The organism is Virgibacillus salexigens (genome assembly GCF_014905415.1).
GTDB lineage: Bacteria > Bacillota > Bacilli > Bacillales > Amphibacillaceae > Virgibacillus > Virgibacillus salexigens.
Genome location: NZ_BNEO01000007.1, coordinates 32795 through 47580 on the forward strand (window position 1 = coordinate 32795; position 14786 = coordinate 47580).

The 14786-nt window shown below is 39.9% G+C and carries 30 protein-coding genes; all 30 read left to right on the forward strand.

Features of this window, described 5'->3' with window-relative positions:
• Window positions 1-128 precede the first annotated feature (128 nt).
• The gene (gene rpsJ / locus JKP73_RS19685; protein WP_021292712.1) at window positions 129-437 is read left to right on the forward strand and encodes a 30S ribosomal protein S10; all 309 of its coding nucleotides are present in this window, start codon (window positions 129-131) and stop codon (window positions 435-437) included.
• Window positions 438-466: 29 nt separating this feature from the next.
• Complete coding sequence (rplC, locus tag JKP73_RS19690; RefSeq protein ID WP_021292711.1) at window positions 467-1096, forward strand: 50S ribosomal protein L3; 630 nt, start codon at window positions 467-469, stop codon at window positions 1094-1096.
• Window positions 1097-1122: 26 nt separating this feature from the next.
• The gene (gene rplD / locus JKP73_RS19695) at window positions 1123-1746 is read left to right on the forward strand and encodes a 50S ribosomal protein L4 (protein WP_021292710.1); all 624 of its coding nucleotides are present in this window, start codon (window positions 1123-1125) and stop codon (window positions 1744-1746) included.
• Window positions 1746-2033, forward strand: coding sequence for a 50S ribosomal protein L23 (gene rplW, locus JKP73_RS19700; RefSeq protein ID WP_021292709.1), 288 nt, complete (start codon window positions 1746-1748; stop codon window positions 2031-2033). The genes rplD and rplW overlap by 1 nt, the downstream gene beginning before the upstream one ends.
• Window positions 2034-2064: 31 nt before the next feature.
• Window positions 2065-2895 (forward strand): 50S ribosomal protein L2, encoded by an 831-nt coding sequence (gene rplB, locus JKP73_RS19705; protein ID WP_021292708.1) that lies wholly within the window; start codon window positions 2065-2067, stop codon window positions 2893-2895.
• Between the two features lie 55 nt (window positions 2896-2950).
• On the forward strand, window positions 2951-3229 hold the full coding sequence (rpsS, locus tag JKP73_RS19710; RefSeq protein WP_021292707.1) for a 30S ribosomal protein S19: 279 nt from the start codon (window positions 2951-2953) through the stop codon (window positions 3227-3229).
• A gap of 18 nt (window positions 3230-3247) precedes the next feature.
• Window positions 3248-3589 (forward strand): 50S ribosomal protein L22, encoded by a 342-nt coding sequence (rplV, locus tag JKP73_RS19715; RefSeq protein ID WP_021292706.1) that lies wholly within the window; start codon window positions 3248-3250, stop codon window positions 3587-3589.
• A 3-nt stretch (window positions 3590-3592) separates the two neighbouring features.
• On the forward strand, window positions 3593-4234 hold the full coding sequence (rpsC, locus tag JKP73_RS19720) for a 30S ribosomal protein S3 (protein WP_021292705.1): 642 nt from the start codon (window positions 3593-3595) through the stop codon (window positions 4232-4234).
• Window positions 4235-4252: 18 nt separating this feature from the next.
• Window positions 4253-4687, forward strand: coding sequence for a 50S ribosomal protein L16 (gene rplP, locus JKP73_RS19725; protein WP_021292704.1), 435 nt, complete (start codon window positions 4253-4255; stop codon window positions 4685-4687).
• Window positions 4677-4877: a 50S ribosomal protein L29 gene (rpmC, locus tag JKP73_RS19730; protein ID WP_021292703.1), complete on the forward strand. Its 201-nt coding sequence runs from the start codon at window positions 4677-4679 to the stop codon at window positions 4875-4877. The genes rplP and rpmC overlap by 11 nt, the downstream gene beginning before the upstream one ends.
• Before the next feature lie 26 nt (window positions 4878-4903).
• Window positions 4904-5167 carry a 30S ribosomal protein S17 gene (gene rpsQ, locus JKP73_RS19735; RefSeq protein WP_021292702.1) on the forward strand — a complete coding sequence of 88 codons (264 nt, stop codon included), beginning with the start codon at window positions 4904-4906 and terminating at the stop codon, window positions 5165-5167.
• A gap of 42 nt (window positions 5168-5209) precedes the next feature.
• The gene (gene rplN, locus JKP73_RS19740) at window positions 5210-5578 is read left to right on the forward strand and encodes a 50S ribosomal protein L14 (protein ID WP_021292701.1); all 369 of its coding nucleotides are present in this window, start codon (window positions 5210-5212) and stop codon (window positions 5576-5578) included.
• Between the two features lie 36 nt (window positions 5579-5614).
• Window positions 5615-5926 (forward strand): 50S ribosomal protein L24, encoded by a 312-nt coding sequence (rplX, locus tag JKP73_RS19745; RefSeq protein WP_021292700.1) that lies wholly within the window; start codon window positions 5615-5617, stop codon window positions 5924-5926.
• A gap of 25 nt (window positions 5927-5951) precedes the next feature.
• On the forward strand, window positions 5952-6491 hold the full coding sequence (rplE, locus tag JKP73_RS19750) for a 50S ribosomal protein L5 (RefSeq protein ID WP_031335901.1): 540 nt from the start codon (window positions 5952-5954) through the stop codon (window positions 6489-6491).
• A 30-nt stretch (window positions 6492-6521) separates the two neighbouring features.
• A complete protein-coding gene (locus JKP73_RS19755) occupies window positions 6522-6707 on the forward strand; it encodes a type Z 30S ribosomal protein S14 (RefSeq protein ID WP_019375521.1) in 186 nt (61 codons plus the stop codon).
• Between the two features lie 29 nt (window positions 6708-6736).
• Window positions 6737-7135, forward strand: coding sequence for a 30S ribosomal protein S8 (rpsH, locus tag JKP73_RS19760; protein ID WP_021292698.1), 399 nt, complete (start codon window positions 6737-6739; stop codon window positions 7133-7135).
• 31 nt (window positions 7136-7166) lie between these two features.
• Window positions 7167-7703, forward strand: coding sequence for a 50S ribosomal protein L6 (gene rplF, locus JKP73_RS19765; protein WP_021292697.1), 537 nt, complete (start codon window positions 7167-7169; stop codon window positions 7701-7703).
• Window positions 7704-7735: 32 nt separating this feature from the next.
• Window positions 7736-8098: a 50S ribosomal protein L18 gene (gene rplR, locus JKP73_RS19770; RefSeq protein ID WP_021292696.1), complete on the forward strand. Its 363-nt coding sequence runs from the start codon at window positions 7736-7738 to the stop codon at window positions 8096-8098.
• A gap of 20 nt (window positions 8099-8118) precedes the next feature.
• Window positions 8119-8622, forward strand: coding sequence for a 30S ribosomal protein S5 (gene rpsE, locus JKP73_RS19775; protein ID WP_021292695.1), 504 nt, complete (start codon window positions 8119-8121; stop codon window positions 8620-8622).
• A gap of 13 nt (window positions 8623-8635) precedes the next feature.
• Entirely contained in the window at window positions 8636-8818 is a 183-nt protein-coding gene (gene rpmD / locus JKP73_RS19780) for a 50S ribosomal protein L30 (protein WP_021292694.1), read from the forward strand.
• Between the two features lie 32 nt (window positions 8819-8850).
• Window positions 8851-9291 carry a 50S ribosomal protein L15 gene (gene rplO, locus JKP73_RS19785; RefSeq protein WP_021292693.1) on the forward strand — a complete coding sequence of 147 codons (441 nt, stop codon included), beginning with the start codon at window positions 8851-8853 and terminating at the stop codon, window positions 9289-9291.
• The gene (gene secY / locus JKP73_RS19790; RefSeq protein ID WP_021292692.1) at window positions 9291-10586 is read left to right on the forward strand and encodes a preprotein translocase subunit SecY; all 1296 of its coding nucleotides are present in this window, start codon (window positions 9291-9293) and stop codon (window positions 10584-10586) included. Before rplO ends, secY begins: the two co-directional genes overlap by 1 nt.
• A 33-nt stretch (window positions 10587-10619) precedes the next feature.
• Window positions 10620-11264 (forward strand): adenylate kinase, encoded by a 645-nt coding sequence (locus JKP73_RS19795; protein WP_021292691.1) that lies wholly within the window; start codon window positions 10620-10622, stop codon window positions 11262-11264.
• A 257-nt stretch (window positions 11265-11521) separates the two neighbouring features.
• Window positions 11522-11857, forward strand: a complete 336-nt coding sequence (locus JKP73_RS19800; RefSeq protein ID WP_021292690.1) for a KOW domain-containing RNA-binding protein — start codon at window positions 11522-11524, stop codon at window positions 11855-11857.
• Entirely contained in the window at window positions 11835-12053 is a 219-nt protein-coding gene (gene infA / locus JKP73_RS19805) for a translation initiation factor IF-1 (protein WP_010095735.1), read from the forward strand. The genes JKP73_RS19800 and infA overlap by 23 nt, the downstream gene beginning before the upstream one ends.
• Before the next feature lie 30 nt (window positions 12054-12083).
• Complete coding sequence (rpmJ, locus tag JKP73_RS19810; RefSeq protein ID WP_010095733.1) at window positions 12084-12197, forward strand: 50S ribosomal protein L36; 114 nt, start codon at window positions 12084-12086, stop codon at window positions 12195-12197.
• Between the two features lie 23 nt (window positions 12198-12220).
• Window positions 12221-12586: a 30S ribosomal protein S13 gene (gene rpsM / locus JKP73_RS19815; RefSeq protein ID WP_021292689.1), complete on the forward strand. Its 366-nt coding sequence runs from the start codon at window positions 12221-12223 to the stop codon at window positions 12584-12586.
• Between the two features lie 24 nt (window positions 12587-12610).
• Window positions 12611-13000 (forward strand): 30S ribosomal protein S11, encoded by a 390-nt coding sequence (rpsK, locus tag JKP73_RS19820; protein ID WP_021292688.1) that lies wholly within the window; start codon window positions 12611-12613, stop codon window positions 12998-13000.
• A gap of 209 nt (window positions 13001-13209) precedes the next feature.
• Complete coding sequence (locus tag JKP73_RS19825) at window positions 13210-14154, forward strand: DNA-directed RNA polymerase subunit alpha (protein WP_021292687.1); 945 nt, start codon at window positions 13210-13212, stop codon at window positions 14152-14154.
• 110 nt (window positions 14155-14264) lie between these two features.
• Complete coding sequence (gene rplQ, locus JKP73_RS19830; RefSeq protein ID WP_021292686.1) at window positions 14265-14618, forward strand: 50S ribosomal protein L17; 354 nt, start codon at window positions 14265-14267, stop codon at window positions 14616-14618.
• Window positions 14619-14786 lie beyond the last annotated feature (168 nt).

The following is a 14786-nucleotide window of genomic DNA, read 5'->3' on the forward strand; positions in this document are numbered from 1 at the left end:
TGTTGGTCATCAGAGGCGATGAAGCGGAAGGTTGTTGGCACACCCGGCCCCTTTGCCATGGCGAGTGGTTAAGAAATTTCCGCGGAGTATGTCTGTACGAAATATGGGCGAAAAAAGGAGGGAAAATAATGGCAAAAGAAAAAATTAGAATCCGTTTGAAAGCTTATGATCACCGTATTTTAGATCAATCAGCTGAAAAGATTGTAGACACAGCGAAACGTTCCGGAGCAAATGTTTCTGGTCCAATTCCGTTGCCTACAGAAAAATCAGTTTACACTGTATTACGTGCGGTTCATAAATACAAGGATTCACGTGAGCAATTCGAAATGCGTACACATAAACGTCTAATCGATATTGTTAACCCTACACCGCAAACGGTCGATTCACTAATGCGTCTTGACTTACCATCTGGTGTGGATATTGAAATCAAATTATAATTCTTTTTTATAAATAGGAGGTGTAACGGATGACGAAAGGAATCTTAGGTCGTAAAATCGGCATGACTCAGCTTTTCTCTGAAACTGGTGAATTAATTCCCGTAACAGTAATTCAAGCTGAGCCAAATGTTGTTTTGCAAAAAAGAACAATGGAAAATGACGGTTATGAAGCACTACAACTCGGTTTTGCTGATGTAAAGGAATCACGTACTAATAAGGCGGAAAAAGGTCATGCTGAAAAAGCAAACACAACCCCTAAGCGCTACGTTCGTGAAATCCGTAACGCAAATCTTGACGAACATGAAGTAGGTCAAGAAATCAGCGTGAATGTTTTTGAAGCAGGAGAAAAAATCGATGTTACTGGTACAACGAAAGGGAAAGGATTCCAAGGTTCAATTAAGCGTCACAACCAACAACGTGGCCCAATGTCCCATGGTTCCCATTTTCACAGAAGTCCTGGTGCACTTGGTTCTATTGACCCAATGCGCGTATTTAAAGGAAGACCTCTTCCGGGACGTATGGGTGGAGATCAAGTAACGATTCAAAACCTTGAGGTTGTAAAAGTAGACGAAGAAAGTAATCTTCTATTAGTGAAAGGGAATGTCCCTGGAGCGAAAAAATCATTTGTGAAAATAACAAGTACTATTAAGGCTAACTAATCATACACACGAAGGGAGGATATGTCATGCCTAAAGTAGCACTATTGAAACAAGACGGTACACAAGCTGGCGATTTAGAATTGAACGATGCTGTATTCGGTATTGAGCCAAATACGCATGTTTTACATGAAGCAGTAGTTATGCAAGGTGCATCTACACGCCAAGGGACGCATGCGGTTAAAAACCGTTCTGAAGTTCGTGGCGGTGGTCGCAAACCATGGCGCCAAAAAGGAACTGGTCGTGCACGTCAAGGATCTATCCGCTCACCGCAATGGGTAGGTGGTGGAACTGTATTCGGACCAACTCCACGCAGCTATAGCTATAAATTACCGAAGAAAGTACGTCGTTTAGCAATGAAATCTGCATTGTCTTCAAAAGTAAAAGAAGATAATCTTGTTGTTTTGGAAGGTATTGCAATGGATGCTCCAAAAACAAAAGAAGTAGTAAAAATGTTAGAAGCTTTGAGCATTGATACGAAAGCTTTGATTGTAGTTGCTGAGAAAGACGAAACAGTCATCCGTTCAGCAAATAATCTTCAATCAGTAACTGTATTAACTGTTGAAGAATTAAATGTTCTAGACTTGCTTGGACATGACAAGCTGATCCTAACGAAGGATGCAGCTGAAAAAGCAGGGGAGGTGCTTGCATAATGAAAGATCCACGTGATATTATAAAGCGCCCTGTCATTACGGAGCATTCAGCTGATTTAATGGCAGAAAAAAAATACACGTTTGAGGTAGCTCCAAAAGCAAACAAAACAGAAATTAAGAATGCTGTAGAATTAGTTTTCGGAGTGAAGGTTGTAAAAGTTAACACATTAAACCTAAAAGGTAAGTTTAAGCGTATGGGTCGTTACGGTGGATATCGCCCAGATCGTAAAAAAGCTATTGTCGAGCTTTCGGAAGATAGTAAAGAACTAGACTTCTTTGAAGCATAAAAAAAGAAATTCGTAAAAGGAGGGAAAAAAGATGGCGATTAAAAAGTTTAAACCAACGTCCAATGGTAGACGTAATATGTCCGTATCTGACTTTGCTGAAATCACTACAGATACGCCTGAAAAATCCCTTTTAAGCCCTGTTTACAAACGCGGCGGTCGTAATAATCAAGGGAAATTAACTGTTCGTCATCAAGGTGGCGGCCACAAGCGTCAATACCGTATCATTGACTTCAAACGTGATAAAGATGGTATACCAGGACGCGTTGCTACTGTTGAATATGATCCAAACCGTTCAGCTAACATTGCGTTAATTAACTATGCTGATGGTGAAAAACGTTATATCCTTGCTCCTAAAGGAGTAAAAGTAGGTCAGGAAATAGAGTCTGGCGAAAATGCTGATATCAAACTTGGTAATGCTTTGCCACTGGCTAACATTCCTGTCGGTACAATTATTCACAATGTCGAGTTGAAACCAGGTCGTGGTGGACAACTAGCACGTTCAGCTGGAGCGGATGCTCAAATTCTTGGACGTGAAGACAAATATACGTTGGTTCGTCTAGCATCAGGAGAAGTTCGTTTAATTCTATCTACTTGTCGCGCAACTGTAGGTCAAGTTGGTAATATTGAGCATGAACTTGTACGTGTTGGTAAAGCAGGTCGTTCTCGTTGGTTAGGCAAACGCCCAACTGTACGCGGATCTGTAATGAACCCTAATGATCACCCGCACGGTGGTGGTGAAGGACGTGCTCCTATCGGTCGTAAGTCACCAATGTCACCTTGGGGTAAACCAACACTTGGATATAAAACGCGTCAACGTAATAAGCCAAGTGATAAATATATCGTTCGTAAGCGTAAAAAATAGTTAAATCTAGTGGCGGGACATCACCCGTCTCTCAATTGCGAAAGGAGGTTTATCCATGGGTCGTAGTTTGAAAAAAGGACCTTTTGCAGATGACCATCTGATGTCAAAGATTGAAACGTTAAATGAAAGTGACAAAAAACAAGTAATTAAGACTTGGTCACGCCGTTCTACTATATTCCCTACTTTTGTTGGCCACACCATTGCTGTGTATGACGGACGCAAACATGTACCGGTTTACATCACAGAAGATATGGTTGGACATAAATTAGGAGAATTCGCGCCAACACGCACTTACAGAGGGCACGGTGGCGACGATAAGAAAACAAAACGCTAATGAGAGGAGGCACACAACATGCAAGCTAAAGCCGTTGCTAAATCGGTTCGTATTGCTCCTCGTAAAGTACGTTTAGTCGTTGATCTTATTCGAGGAAAAAATGTTGGTGAAGCAATTGCGATATTACGCCATACACAACGCGGTGCTTCTCCAGTCGTAGAAAAAGTATTAAATTCTGCTGTAGCTAATGCAGAACATAATTATGAGATGGATACAGACAATCTAGTGATTTCAGAAGCATATGTCAATGAAGGTGCTACTTTGAAACGTTTCCGTCCACGTGCACAAGGACGTGCAAGTAGAATCAACAAACGCACTAGCCACATTACAGTTGTGGTAACAGAAAAGAAGGAGGGATAGTCAGTGGGTCAAAAAGTAAATCCAACGGGTCTTCGTGTCGGTATTATTAAAGACTGGGAGTCTAAATGGTACGCAGGCAAAGATTATGCAGACTTACTACATGAAGATATTAAAATAAGAGAATATCTTGAAAACCGTCTATCAATTGCTGCTGTTTCTTCTATCGACATTGAGCGTGCAGCAAACCGTGTAAACATTACAATTCATACTGGGAAACCAGGAATGGTAATCGGTAAAGGCGGTTCAGAAGTAGAAGCGCTACGTAAATCATTGAACAGCTTAACTGGCAAGCGAGTTCATATCAATATCGTAGAAATTAAAAAAGTAGACTTAGATGCGACGTTAGTTGCTGAAAATATTGCTCGTCAATTAGAGAATCGTATTTCTTTCCGTCGTGCTCAGAAACAATCTATTCAACGTGCAATGCGCGCTGGGGCTAAAGGGATTAAAACACAAGTATCTGGTCGTCTTGGTGGAGCAGATATCGCTCGTGCGGAACATTATAGCGAAGGAACAGTACCACTACACACACTTCGTGCTGACATCGATTATGGCACAGCAGAAGCAGACACAACCTATGGTAAATTAGGTGTTAAAGTGTGGATCTATCGTGGAGAAGTCCTTCCAACTAAATCAGAAAAATAAGGAAGGGGGCAATGCATTATGTTAATGCCTAAACGTGTGAAATATCGTAAACAACATCGTGGTAAAATGAGAGGCCAAGCTAAAGGTGGCACTACTGTGGCTTTTGGTGAATATGGTTTACAAGCAACAGAAGCTACTTGGATCACTAGTCGTCAAATCGAAGCTGCTCGTATTGCAATGACACGTTACATGAAACGTGGCGGTAAAGTTTGGATCAAAATCTTTCCTGATAAACCATACACTGCAAAACCCCTAGAAGTTCGTATGGGTTCCGGTAAAGGTGCTCCTGAAGGATGGGTAGCAGTAGTGAAACCAGGAAAAATTATGTTTGAAATCGCAGGTGTATCAGAAGAGGTTGCTCGCGAAGCGTTGCGTCTTGCTTCTCATAAACTTCCGATTAAAACTAAGTTTGTAAAACGTGAAGAAATTGGTGGTGAAAGCAATGAAGGCTAATGAAATTAGAGAACTAACCACTGCCGAAATTGAACAAAAAGTTAAATCGTTAAAAGAAGAGTTATTTAATTTGCGTTTCCAACTTGCGACTGGTCAATTGGAAAATACGGCACGTATTCGTGAAGTAAGAAAAACAATTGCTCGCCTTAAAACTGTTGTACGCCAACGTGAACTTAGCGTAAATAACTAGAAATCTGAGAGGAGGTTACCCTCAAAATGACTGAACGTAATAATCGTAAACTTTACACAGGCCGTGTTGTTTCTGACAAGTCGGATAAAACAATCACTGTTTTAGTTGAAACTTATAAGTTTCATAAATTGTACGGTAAACGTGTTAAGTATTCTAAAAAATTCAAAGCACATGATGAGAATAACCAAGCAAAAACTGGTGATATCGTAAGTATCATGGAAACTCGTCCGCTATCAGCTACTAAACGTTTTCGTCTCGTTGAAATCGTTGAAGAAGCGGTAATTATATAATAAAGTTCGCTCGGAAGGTATCCGAAGGGAGGTCACAGCGATATGATTCAACAAGAAACTCGTTTAAAAGTTGCAGATAACTCTGGTGCACGTGAATTGTTGACCATTAAGGTGTTGGGTGGATCTGGACGCAAGACTGCTAATATTGGTGATGTTATTGTTTGTACTGTAAAAGAAGCAACACCAGGAGGCGTTGTCAAAAAAGGTGAAGTTGTTAAAGCTGTCATCGTACGTTCAAAATCTGGTGCACGCCGTAAAGATGGATCATATATTCGTTTTGATGAAAATGCAGCGGTAATTGTCCGTGATGATAAAAGTCCAAGAGGAACTCGTATCTTCGGACCAGTCGCACGTGAATTACGTGAAGCAAAATTCATGAAAATCGTATCTCTTGCTCCAGAAGTATTATAAGCTTAAAAATTAGCCTTGTTAGGAGGTGCGTTAAGCATGCATGTAAAAAAAGGTGATAAAGTAAAAGTTATTTCCGGTAAAGACCGTGGAAAAGAAGGCACTATCTTAGAAGCATTTCCCAAGAAGGATCGTGTGCTCGTAGAAGGAATCAACATGATTAAAAAACATGCGAAACCTTCACAAGAGAATCCGCAAGGCGGTATTCTGAATCAAGAAGCAGCTATCCATGTTTCTAATGTAATGCTAATAGACCCTAAATCCGGAGAACCAACTCGTGTTGGCCATGAAGAACGTGATGGAAAGAAAGTCCGCATCGCTAAAAAATCCGGTGAAGCGTTAGATAAATAGTTTCAGGCGAAAGGAGGGCCACATGATGAATCAATTGAAAACAAAGTACCAAGATGAAGTATTACCATCTTTAATGAATAAATTTAATTATGAATCTGTTATGCAAGTACCAGCAATCGAAAAAATTGTTATTAACATGGGTGTTGGTGATGCAGTACAGAACTCGAAAGCTTTGGATAACGCTGTCGAAGAGCTTGCGTTAATTTCTGGTCAAAAACCAATGATAACTCGTGCTAAGAAATCTATCGCTGGATTCCGTCTACGTGAAGGTATGCCAATCGGCGCTAAAGTAACCCTTCGCGGAGAGCGTATGTACGAATTTCTTCAAAAGCTAATTGCAGTATCACTTCCACGTGTACGTGACTTCCGTGGTATCTCTAAAAAGGCTTTTGATGGTCGTGGAAATTACACATTAGGTGTTAAAGAACAACTAATTTTCCCAGAAATTAATTATGATAAAGTAAACAAGGTTCGTGGTATGGATATTGTTATCGTAACAAGCTCTAATACTGACGAAGAAGCTCGTGAACTTCTGGCTCAACTAGGCATGCCTTTCCAAAAATAAGCCAAAGAGCTAATACAAGGAGGGAAAATTGTGGCTAAAAAATCCATGATTGCAAAACAAAAACGTCCACAAAAATATCAAGTACGTGAGTATACACGTTGTGAGCGTTGTGGTCGTCCACATTCTGTAATCCGTAAATTTAAACTTTGCCGTATTTGTTTCCGCGAACTTGCCTATAAAGGTCAAATTCCTGGTGTCAAAAAAGCAAGCTGGTAAACCCCGATTCGGGAAGGAGGTAATGATTAATGGTTATGACAGATCCAATCGCAGATATGCTAACTCGTATTCGTAATGCTAACATGGTAAAACATGAAAAGTTAGAGCTTCCTGCTTCTAAAATGAAAAAAGAGGTCGCAGACATCCTGAAACGTGAAGGTTTTGTTTCTGACTATGAGCTTGTTGAAGACAGCAAGCAAGGTATTCTGCGTATTTTCCTTAAATACGGTGTAAACGAAGAGCGAGTAATTACAGGTATCAAACGTATTAGTAAACCAGGACTACGTGTCTATGCAAAAGCTAATGAAGTACCTCGCGTACTTAACGGTTTAGGTATTGCTATCGTTTCAACTTCTAGAGGTGTGCTTTCTGACAAAGAAGCTCGTTCTCAAGCAGTTGGTGGCGAAGTAATTGCATATGTCTGGTAATTGAACATTTATTGATGAGGAGGTGCATGGGATGTCTCGTATAGGACTTAAACCGATTGAAATTCCCCAAGGTGTAGAAGTAAAATTCGATGGAACGGTAGTAACAGTTAAAGGACCTAAAGGTGAATTAACTAGAGATCTACATCCAGATATTAAAGTTAATATGGAAGATAACGTGATTACGTTAGAACGTCCAAGTGATCACAAAGATCACCGCGCTCTACACGGAACGACTCGTAGCCTTATCAACAACATGGTTGAAGGTGTAAGTAAAGGGTTTGAAAAATCTCTTGAAATTATCGGGGTTGGTTACCGTGCTCTAAAACAAGGCAATAAAGTTGTGATTAACGCGGGTTACTCACACCCTGTTGAACTAGATCCAATCGACGGAATTGAAATTGAAGTACCGAAGAATACACAAATCGTTGTAAAAGGTATTGATAAAGAATTAGTTGGCGCTGTTGCTTCTAACATTAGAGCAATTCGTCCTCCTGAACCGTATAAAGGTAAAGGGATTCGCTATGAAGGTGAATATGTACGTCGTAAAGAAGGTAAAACTGCTAAGTAAGAATAGTTAGGGAGCAGAAAGGAGTGACCTAAATGATTACAAAACCTGACAAAAATGTTGTACGTAAAAGAAGGCACGCACGTGTACGTAAAAGTCTTTTCGGCACACAAGAGCGTCCGCGTCTAAACGTATATCGTTCAAATAAACACATCTATGTACAATTGATTGATGATATAGAAGGAGTTACTGTTGCAAGTGCTTCTACGAAAGATAATGAACTGAATGCAGGCTCTACAAGCAATGTAGAAGCGGCAAAGCAGGTCGGAGAAATGATTGCTAAACGTGCTCAGGATAAAGGTTACAAATCGGTTGTTTTCGATCGCGGAGGCTACCTTTATCATGGACGTGTGAAAGCTTTGGCAGATGCTGCAAGAGAAGCAGGTCTTGAATTTTAATCGATAAAGGAGGGACATACATGAGTAAAAACATTGATCCGAACAAATTAGATCTTGAAGAACGTGTTGTTACGGTCAACCGTGTTGCAAAAGTTGTAAAAGGTGGACGTCGTTTCCGTTTTGCAGCTCTAGTAGTTGTCGGTGATAAAAATGGTCATGTAGGTTTTGGTACAGGGAAAGCTCAAGAAGTACCAGAAGCAATTAAAAAAGCAGTTGATGATGCAAAGAAAAATTTAATTTCAGTACCAATTGTTGGAACTACTATTCCGCATGAAATTCATGGTCAATATGGTTCAGGTAATGTATTATTAAAACCAGCAACAGAAGGTACTGGAGTTATCTCTGGTGGACCAGTTCGTGCAATCTTAGAACTTGCTGGTGTAGGTGATATTCTAACGAAATCACTCGGTTCAAATACACCGATTAATATGATCCGTGCAACATTAAATGGACTATCAAACTTGAAGCGTGCAGAAGATGTAGCAAAACTACGTGGAAAGTCTGTAGAAGAACTGTTAGGATAAGGAGGGAACTGTTATGTCTAAAAAACTAGAAATCACCCTCACGCGCAGTGTTATTGGTGGAACAGAAGCACAAAAGAAAACTGTTCAAGCATTAGGATTAAAAAAAATTCGTCAATCAGTTGTTCATGAAGATACTCCAGCGCTTCGCGGCATGGTAGATAAAGTATCTCATTTACTAACGGTTAAAGAAGTTTAATTTTAAAATCAGCGTAAAGAGGAGGTGCTCGAATGAAACTTCATGAATTGAAGGCTGCAGAAGGTGCACGTAAAAACCGTAATCGTGTAGGTCGCGGTATGTCATCAGGTAACGGTAAAACTTCAGGACGTGGACATAAAGGACAAAAAGCACGTTCAGGCGGTGGAACTCGCCCAGGTTTTGAAGGTGGTCAAATGCCACTATTCCAACGTTTACCAAAACGAGGATTTACAAACATCCATCGTAAAGAGTTTGCTATTGTAAACTTAGATACGTTAAATCGTTTTGAAGACGGCACAGAAATTACACCTGAGCTATTACTGGAAGAAGGTGTCGTAAGCAAACTAAAAGCCGGTATTAAAGTACTAGGCAATGGTGCTATCGAAAAGAAACTAACAGTAAAAGCTCATAAGTTCTCGGCTTCAGCTAAAGAAGCAATCGAGGCAGCGGGCGGTCAAACAGAGGTGATCTAATGTTCCGTACAATCTCCAATTTTATGCGCGTAGGTGACATTAGACGGAAAATAATCTTCACATTACTTATGTTAATTGTCTTCCGTCTAGGCACATTTATTCCTGTGCCGTTTACAGATAAGCAAGCACTTGATCAATTGATGAGCTCACAAAATGTGTTTGGTTTTCTAAATACATTTGGTGGGGGAGCACTACAAAACTTTTCAGTTCTTGCCATGGGGATTATGCCTTACATTACAGCGTCTATTATTATGCAACTCTTGCAAATGGATGTTGTACCTAAATTTGCAGAATGGAAAAAGCAAGGTGATGCGGGTCGGAAGAAATTGGCACAGGTTACGCGTTACGGCACGATCGTACTTGCATTTATCCAAGCAATTGCGATGTCAATTGGCTTCAATGCAATGGCAGGTGGTATGTTAATCTCAGACCCTGGCGTAATGAAGTTCCTTGTTATTGCAATTGTCTTAACAAGTGGAACAGCATTTCTGATGTGGCTCGGCGAACAAATCACTGCAAATGGAGTAGGTAATGGTATTTCCATTATCATTTTTGCAGGTATCGTTGCAGCTGTGCCAAATGGAGTGAAACAATTATACAGCCAGTATTTTGTAAATCCTGGTGATGATTTGTTTATTAATATTGTTATTGTTGCACTAATTGCTTTGGTAGTTGTAGCAGTGACGGTTGGTGTTATCTTTATTCAACAGGCATTGCGCAAAATACCAATTCAATACGCCAAAAAACTTGTTAATCGCTCTCCGGTTGGCGGACATTCTACACATTTACCATTAAAAGTAAATGCTGCTGGAGTAATCCCAGTCATCTTTGCGATTGCATTTATAATGGCACCAAGTACGGTTGCCGGTTTCTTTGAAGGTAATGAAATAGCGGCTACGATTCAGCGTATATTCGATTATACACAGCCAATTGGTATGGTTATCTATGTGGCATTAATAATTGCTTTCACTTATTTCTATACCTTTGTTCAAGTTAATCCAGAACAAATGGCCGAGAATTTACAAAAACAAGGTGGTTACATCCCGGGGATTCGCCCAGGTAAGAACACAGAAACGTATTTAACAAGAGTTCTTTACCGTTTAACGTTTGTAGGTGCATTGTTTTTAGCGGCTGTATCTGTACTACCTATTGCCCTTGGTGGAATGGCGAATCTACCTGCTTCTGTACAAATTGGCGGAACGAGTTTGTTAATCGTTGTAGGTGTAGCCCTGCAAACGATGAAACAATTGGAAAGTCAGTTAGTAAAGCGTCACTACAAAGGGTTTATAAAGTAATTTTTGCTGACAATGAGAGCGAGGGGAAATTTGTTGAACTTGATTTTAATGGGTCTGCCAGGTGCTGGTAAAGGTACGCAGGCTGAGAAAATAAATGAAAAATATAACATCCCTCATATTTCAACAGGAGATATGTTCCGTTTAGCTATTAAAGAGGGAACAGACCTAGGAAAGAAAGCAAAAGAATATATGGATCAAGGCGAACTTGTTCCAGATGAAGTTACGATTGGAATTGTCAGAGAGCGCTTGAATAAGGACGACTGTAAAAATGGTTTTCTATTGGATGGTTTCCCAAGAACGATCAACCAAGCCGAAGCCTTACAAGACTTATTACAAGATATGAACGAAACCATTGATTATGTACTTCATGTAGATGTACCAGAAGAAAAATTAGTGGAGCGTTTAACTGGTCGTAGAATTTGTCCGACATGCGGAGCAACTTATCATGTGGTTTATAACCCTCCTAAAGAGGATGGGATTTGTGATAAGGATGGTTCACAGTTAATCCAACGAGATGATGATAAAGCTGATACGGTGAAAAAGCGTCTATCTGTTAATATAGAACAAACAAAACCGTTATTAGATTTTTATGAGGATAAAGGATATCTTGTAACCGTTGATGGAAACCAAGATATTGATCAAGTATTTCGTGATATTCAATCCAAAATTGAGAAATAAGCATCTAAGCTGTTTTTAGCACACAAGGGATGCATTTCTATTTGCTAAAAGTTATAATTAGTTGTGAGTAACATACGCTTAAGACGTGTATTACTTTATAATATAAGTGACACAGGATAAAAAGTAGTAAACCTTTTTCCTATAAATAGTTGTTCTAATAGAGGTTAAAGTAGTGTGTCTAACGCTTGCTTCACCCTCTTGGGACATCATCTAAAAGGTAGCCATATAAACTATAGCCTAAGTGAAGGTGATCGTTGTTGAACGAAGATGATTCGATTCCGCTAATAGGTCAAGTTGTTCGTATTATGCAAGGACGAGAAGCGGGTCAATACGCAGTGGTAATTAAATTTATCGATGACAAGTATGTCCTTCTTGCAGATGGGGAAAAACGTAAATATGATCGACCAAAGAAAAAGAATATGCATCATATTGAATTAATGGATTACGTTTCTCCGGAAGTCCAAAACAGCCTTCTAGAAACTGGTCGTGTCACAAATGGTAAATTGCGATTTGCCATAGCAAAATTTGTCAATGAAGTTGTGACTGATTTGAAGAAGGGAGATCAACACGATGGCGAAAGACGATGTAATTGAAGTGGAAGGAACCGTAACAGAAACGTTGCCGAATGCGATGTTCAATGTTGAGCTAGAAAATGGCCATACCGTATTGGCCCATGTGTCTGGTAAGATTCGCATGCATTTCATTCGCATTCTTCCTGGCGATAAAGTAACGGTTGAACTTTCTCCGTATGATTTAACAAGAGGACGAATTACGTACCGTTATAAATAAGCTCTGCTCCATTTAAAGGAGGTAAAGATGATGAAAGTAAGAGCATCTGTAAAACCCATTTGTGAAAAATGTAAAGTAATTAAACGTAAAGGCAAAGTAATGGTCATTTGCGAAAATCCAAAGCATAAGCAAAAACAAGGATAATAAACAGGAGGTGTTTAAACGATATGGCACGTATTGCAGGTATTGATGTTCCACGTGATAAACGTGTGGTAATTTCACTAACATACATTTATGGAGTTGGTAAAACTACTGCACAGCAAATCCTTAAAGAAGCAGGCGTTTCTGAGGATACACGCGTACGCGACCTTACTGAGGATGAATTAGGTAAAATCCGTAAAGCAACGGATGAATATACAATTGAAGGTGACCTTCGTCGTGAAGTATCCCTTAATATTAAACGACTAATCGAAATTGGCTCTTATCGTGGGGTTCGTCATCGCCGTGGTCTTCCTCTTCGTGGACAAAAAACGAAAAACAACTCACGTACACGTAAAGGACCACGTCGTACGATCGCTAACAAGAAGAAATAACGAAAAAGGAGGTATATATAACCTATGGCACGTAAAACAAACACACGTAAACGTCGTGTGAAAAAGAATATTGAGTCAGGTATAGCACATATCCGTTCTACATTCAATAACACGATTGTTACGATTACGGATAAACAAGGTAACTCTATTGGATGGAGTTCAGCTGGTGCACTTGGCTTCAAAGGCTCTCGTAAATCTACGCCTTTTGCTGCACAAATGGCAGCTGAAACTGCTGCTAAGTCTGCAATTGACAATGGTATGAAAACACTTGAAGTAACGGTTAAAGGACCTGGAGCTGGTCGTGAAGCGGCTATTCGTTCACTTCAAGCAGCAGGATTGGAAGTTACAGCAATTGTTGACGTAACTCCAGTTCCTCATAATGGTTGTCGCCCACCAAAACGTCGTCGTGTATAATTATACCGTATATAATTTGTCACCCTGTCTATAATGGGTTATGATAGCTAAAAATGCAAAGGAGTGTATCCTTAGCGAACAGCATCCGAGAGACAAGAACGTACGAAAGAACTGCAGGTAGTGCAGAAACGCCAACTGCCTATTTGAGGAATTTCGGTTAGACAGTGGTCTAACCGGGGTTTCGACGTTTTAAAGGAGGGTTTTATTGAATGATCGAAATTGAAAAACCAAAAATTGAAACGGTAGAAATCAGCGATGATGCTACATTTGGAAAATTCGTAGTCGAACCGCTCGAACGTGGATATGGTACCACTCTAGGAAACTCCTTGCGTCGTATCCTACTATCCTCACTTCCAGGTGCTGCTGTTACATCAGTTCAAATTGATGGAGCGCTACATGAATTTTCAACAATCGAAGGTGTTGTTGAAGATGTGACAACGATTATTTTGAACCTGAAGAAGCTAGCTCTAAAAATTTACTCTGACGAAGAGAAAACATTAGAGATTGATGTGCAGGGAGAAGGAAAAGTTACGGCTGCAGACTTAACCTATGATAGTGATGTAGAAGTCTTAAATCCTGATTTGCCTATTGCTACATTAAACAGCAAAGGTAACTTGCATATGAAGATTACAGCAGAACGTGGACGTGGCTATCGTCCAGCTGATGCTAATAAAAGAGATGACCAACCAATTGGAATGATTCCAATTGATTCTATTTTTACTCCAGTGTCACGTGTTACCTATCAAGTAGAGAATACACGAGTAGGGCAAGTAGCTAATTTTGATAAATTAACAATGGATGTATGGACAGACGGAAGCATTCGTCCTGAAGAAGCCGTTTCTTTAGGCGCGAAAGTCTTTACGGAGCATCTTAATATTTTTGTAGGTTTAACAGATGAAGCACAAAACGCAGAGATTATGGTCGAGAAAGAAGAAGATCAAAAAGAAAAAGTGATGGAAATGACCATCGAAGAACTTGATTTATCTGTTAGATCTTATAACTGCTTAAAGCGTGCTGGTATTAATACAGTTCAAGAGCTTGCAAATAAATCTGAAGAAGATATGATGAAAGTTCGTAATCTTGGTCGTAAATCACTAGAAGAGGTAAAAGTTAAGTTAAATGATTTAGGTCTAGGCTTACGAGATGATGACTGATCATATAGACACCTAGATTAGGGCAATATGCTGAAATCACTATTATTCAAGCAGGTTGTTCGTTTAACTTTAGATTTAATCATAGTCATCAAGAAAGGGAGGGATAGTCCATGGCTAGAAAATTAGGTCGTACAACCGATCATCGTATGGCTTTGCTTCGTAACCTTGCTTCTGATTTAATTATTCATGAGCGGATCGAAACAACAGAAGCAAAAGCAAAGGAGCTAAAATCCGTCGTTGAAAAAATGATTACCTTGGGAAAACGTGGAGATCTTCATGCACGTCGCCAAGCTTCATCATTTTTATATAACCAGGAAGCTAACGAAAACGAAAGTGTAATTCAAAAGCTTTTCGATGATGTGGCTCCACGTTACGAAGACCGTCAAGGTGGATACACTCGTGTTCTTAAATTGGGTGCTCGTCAAGGTGATGGAGCAAACATGGCAATTATTGAACTAGTTTAATGTAACCACAACGACAAGGGCAGGACTGAATCTCTTCTACGAGGTGCATCCAAGCCCTTTTTTTGTAGTGGGAAGCGACTGTTTAGAGACGTTGCCATAAGTAAAAGGAATAACTCCGCTTCTTTTACTTATGGCCTCGGTTACATAAGATCCCAAGGTAGAGACGAG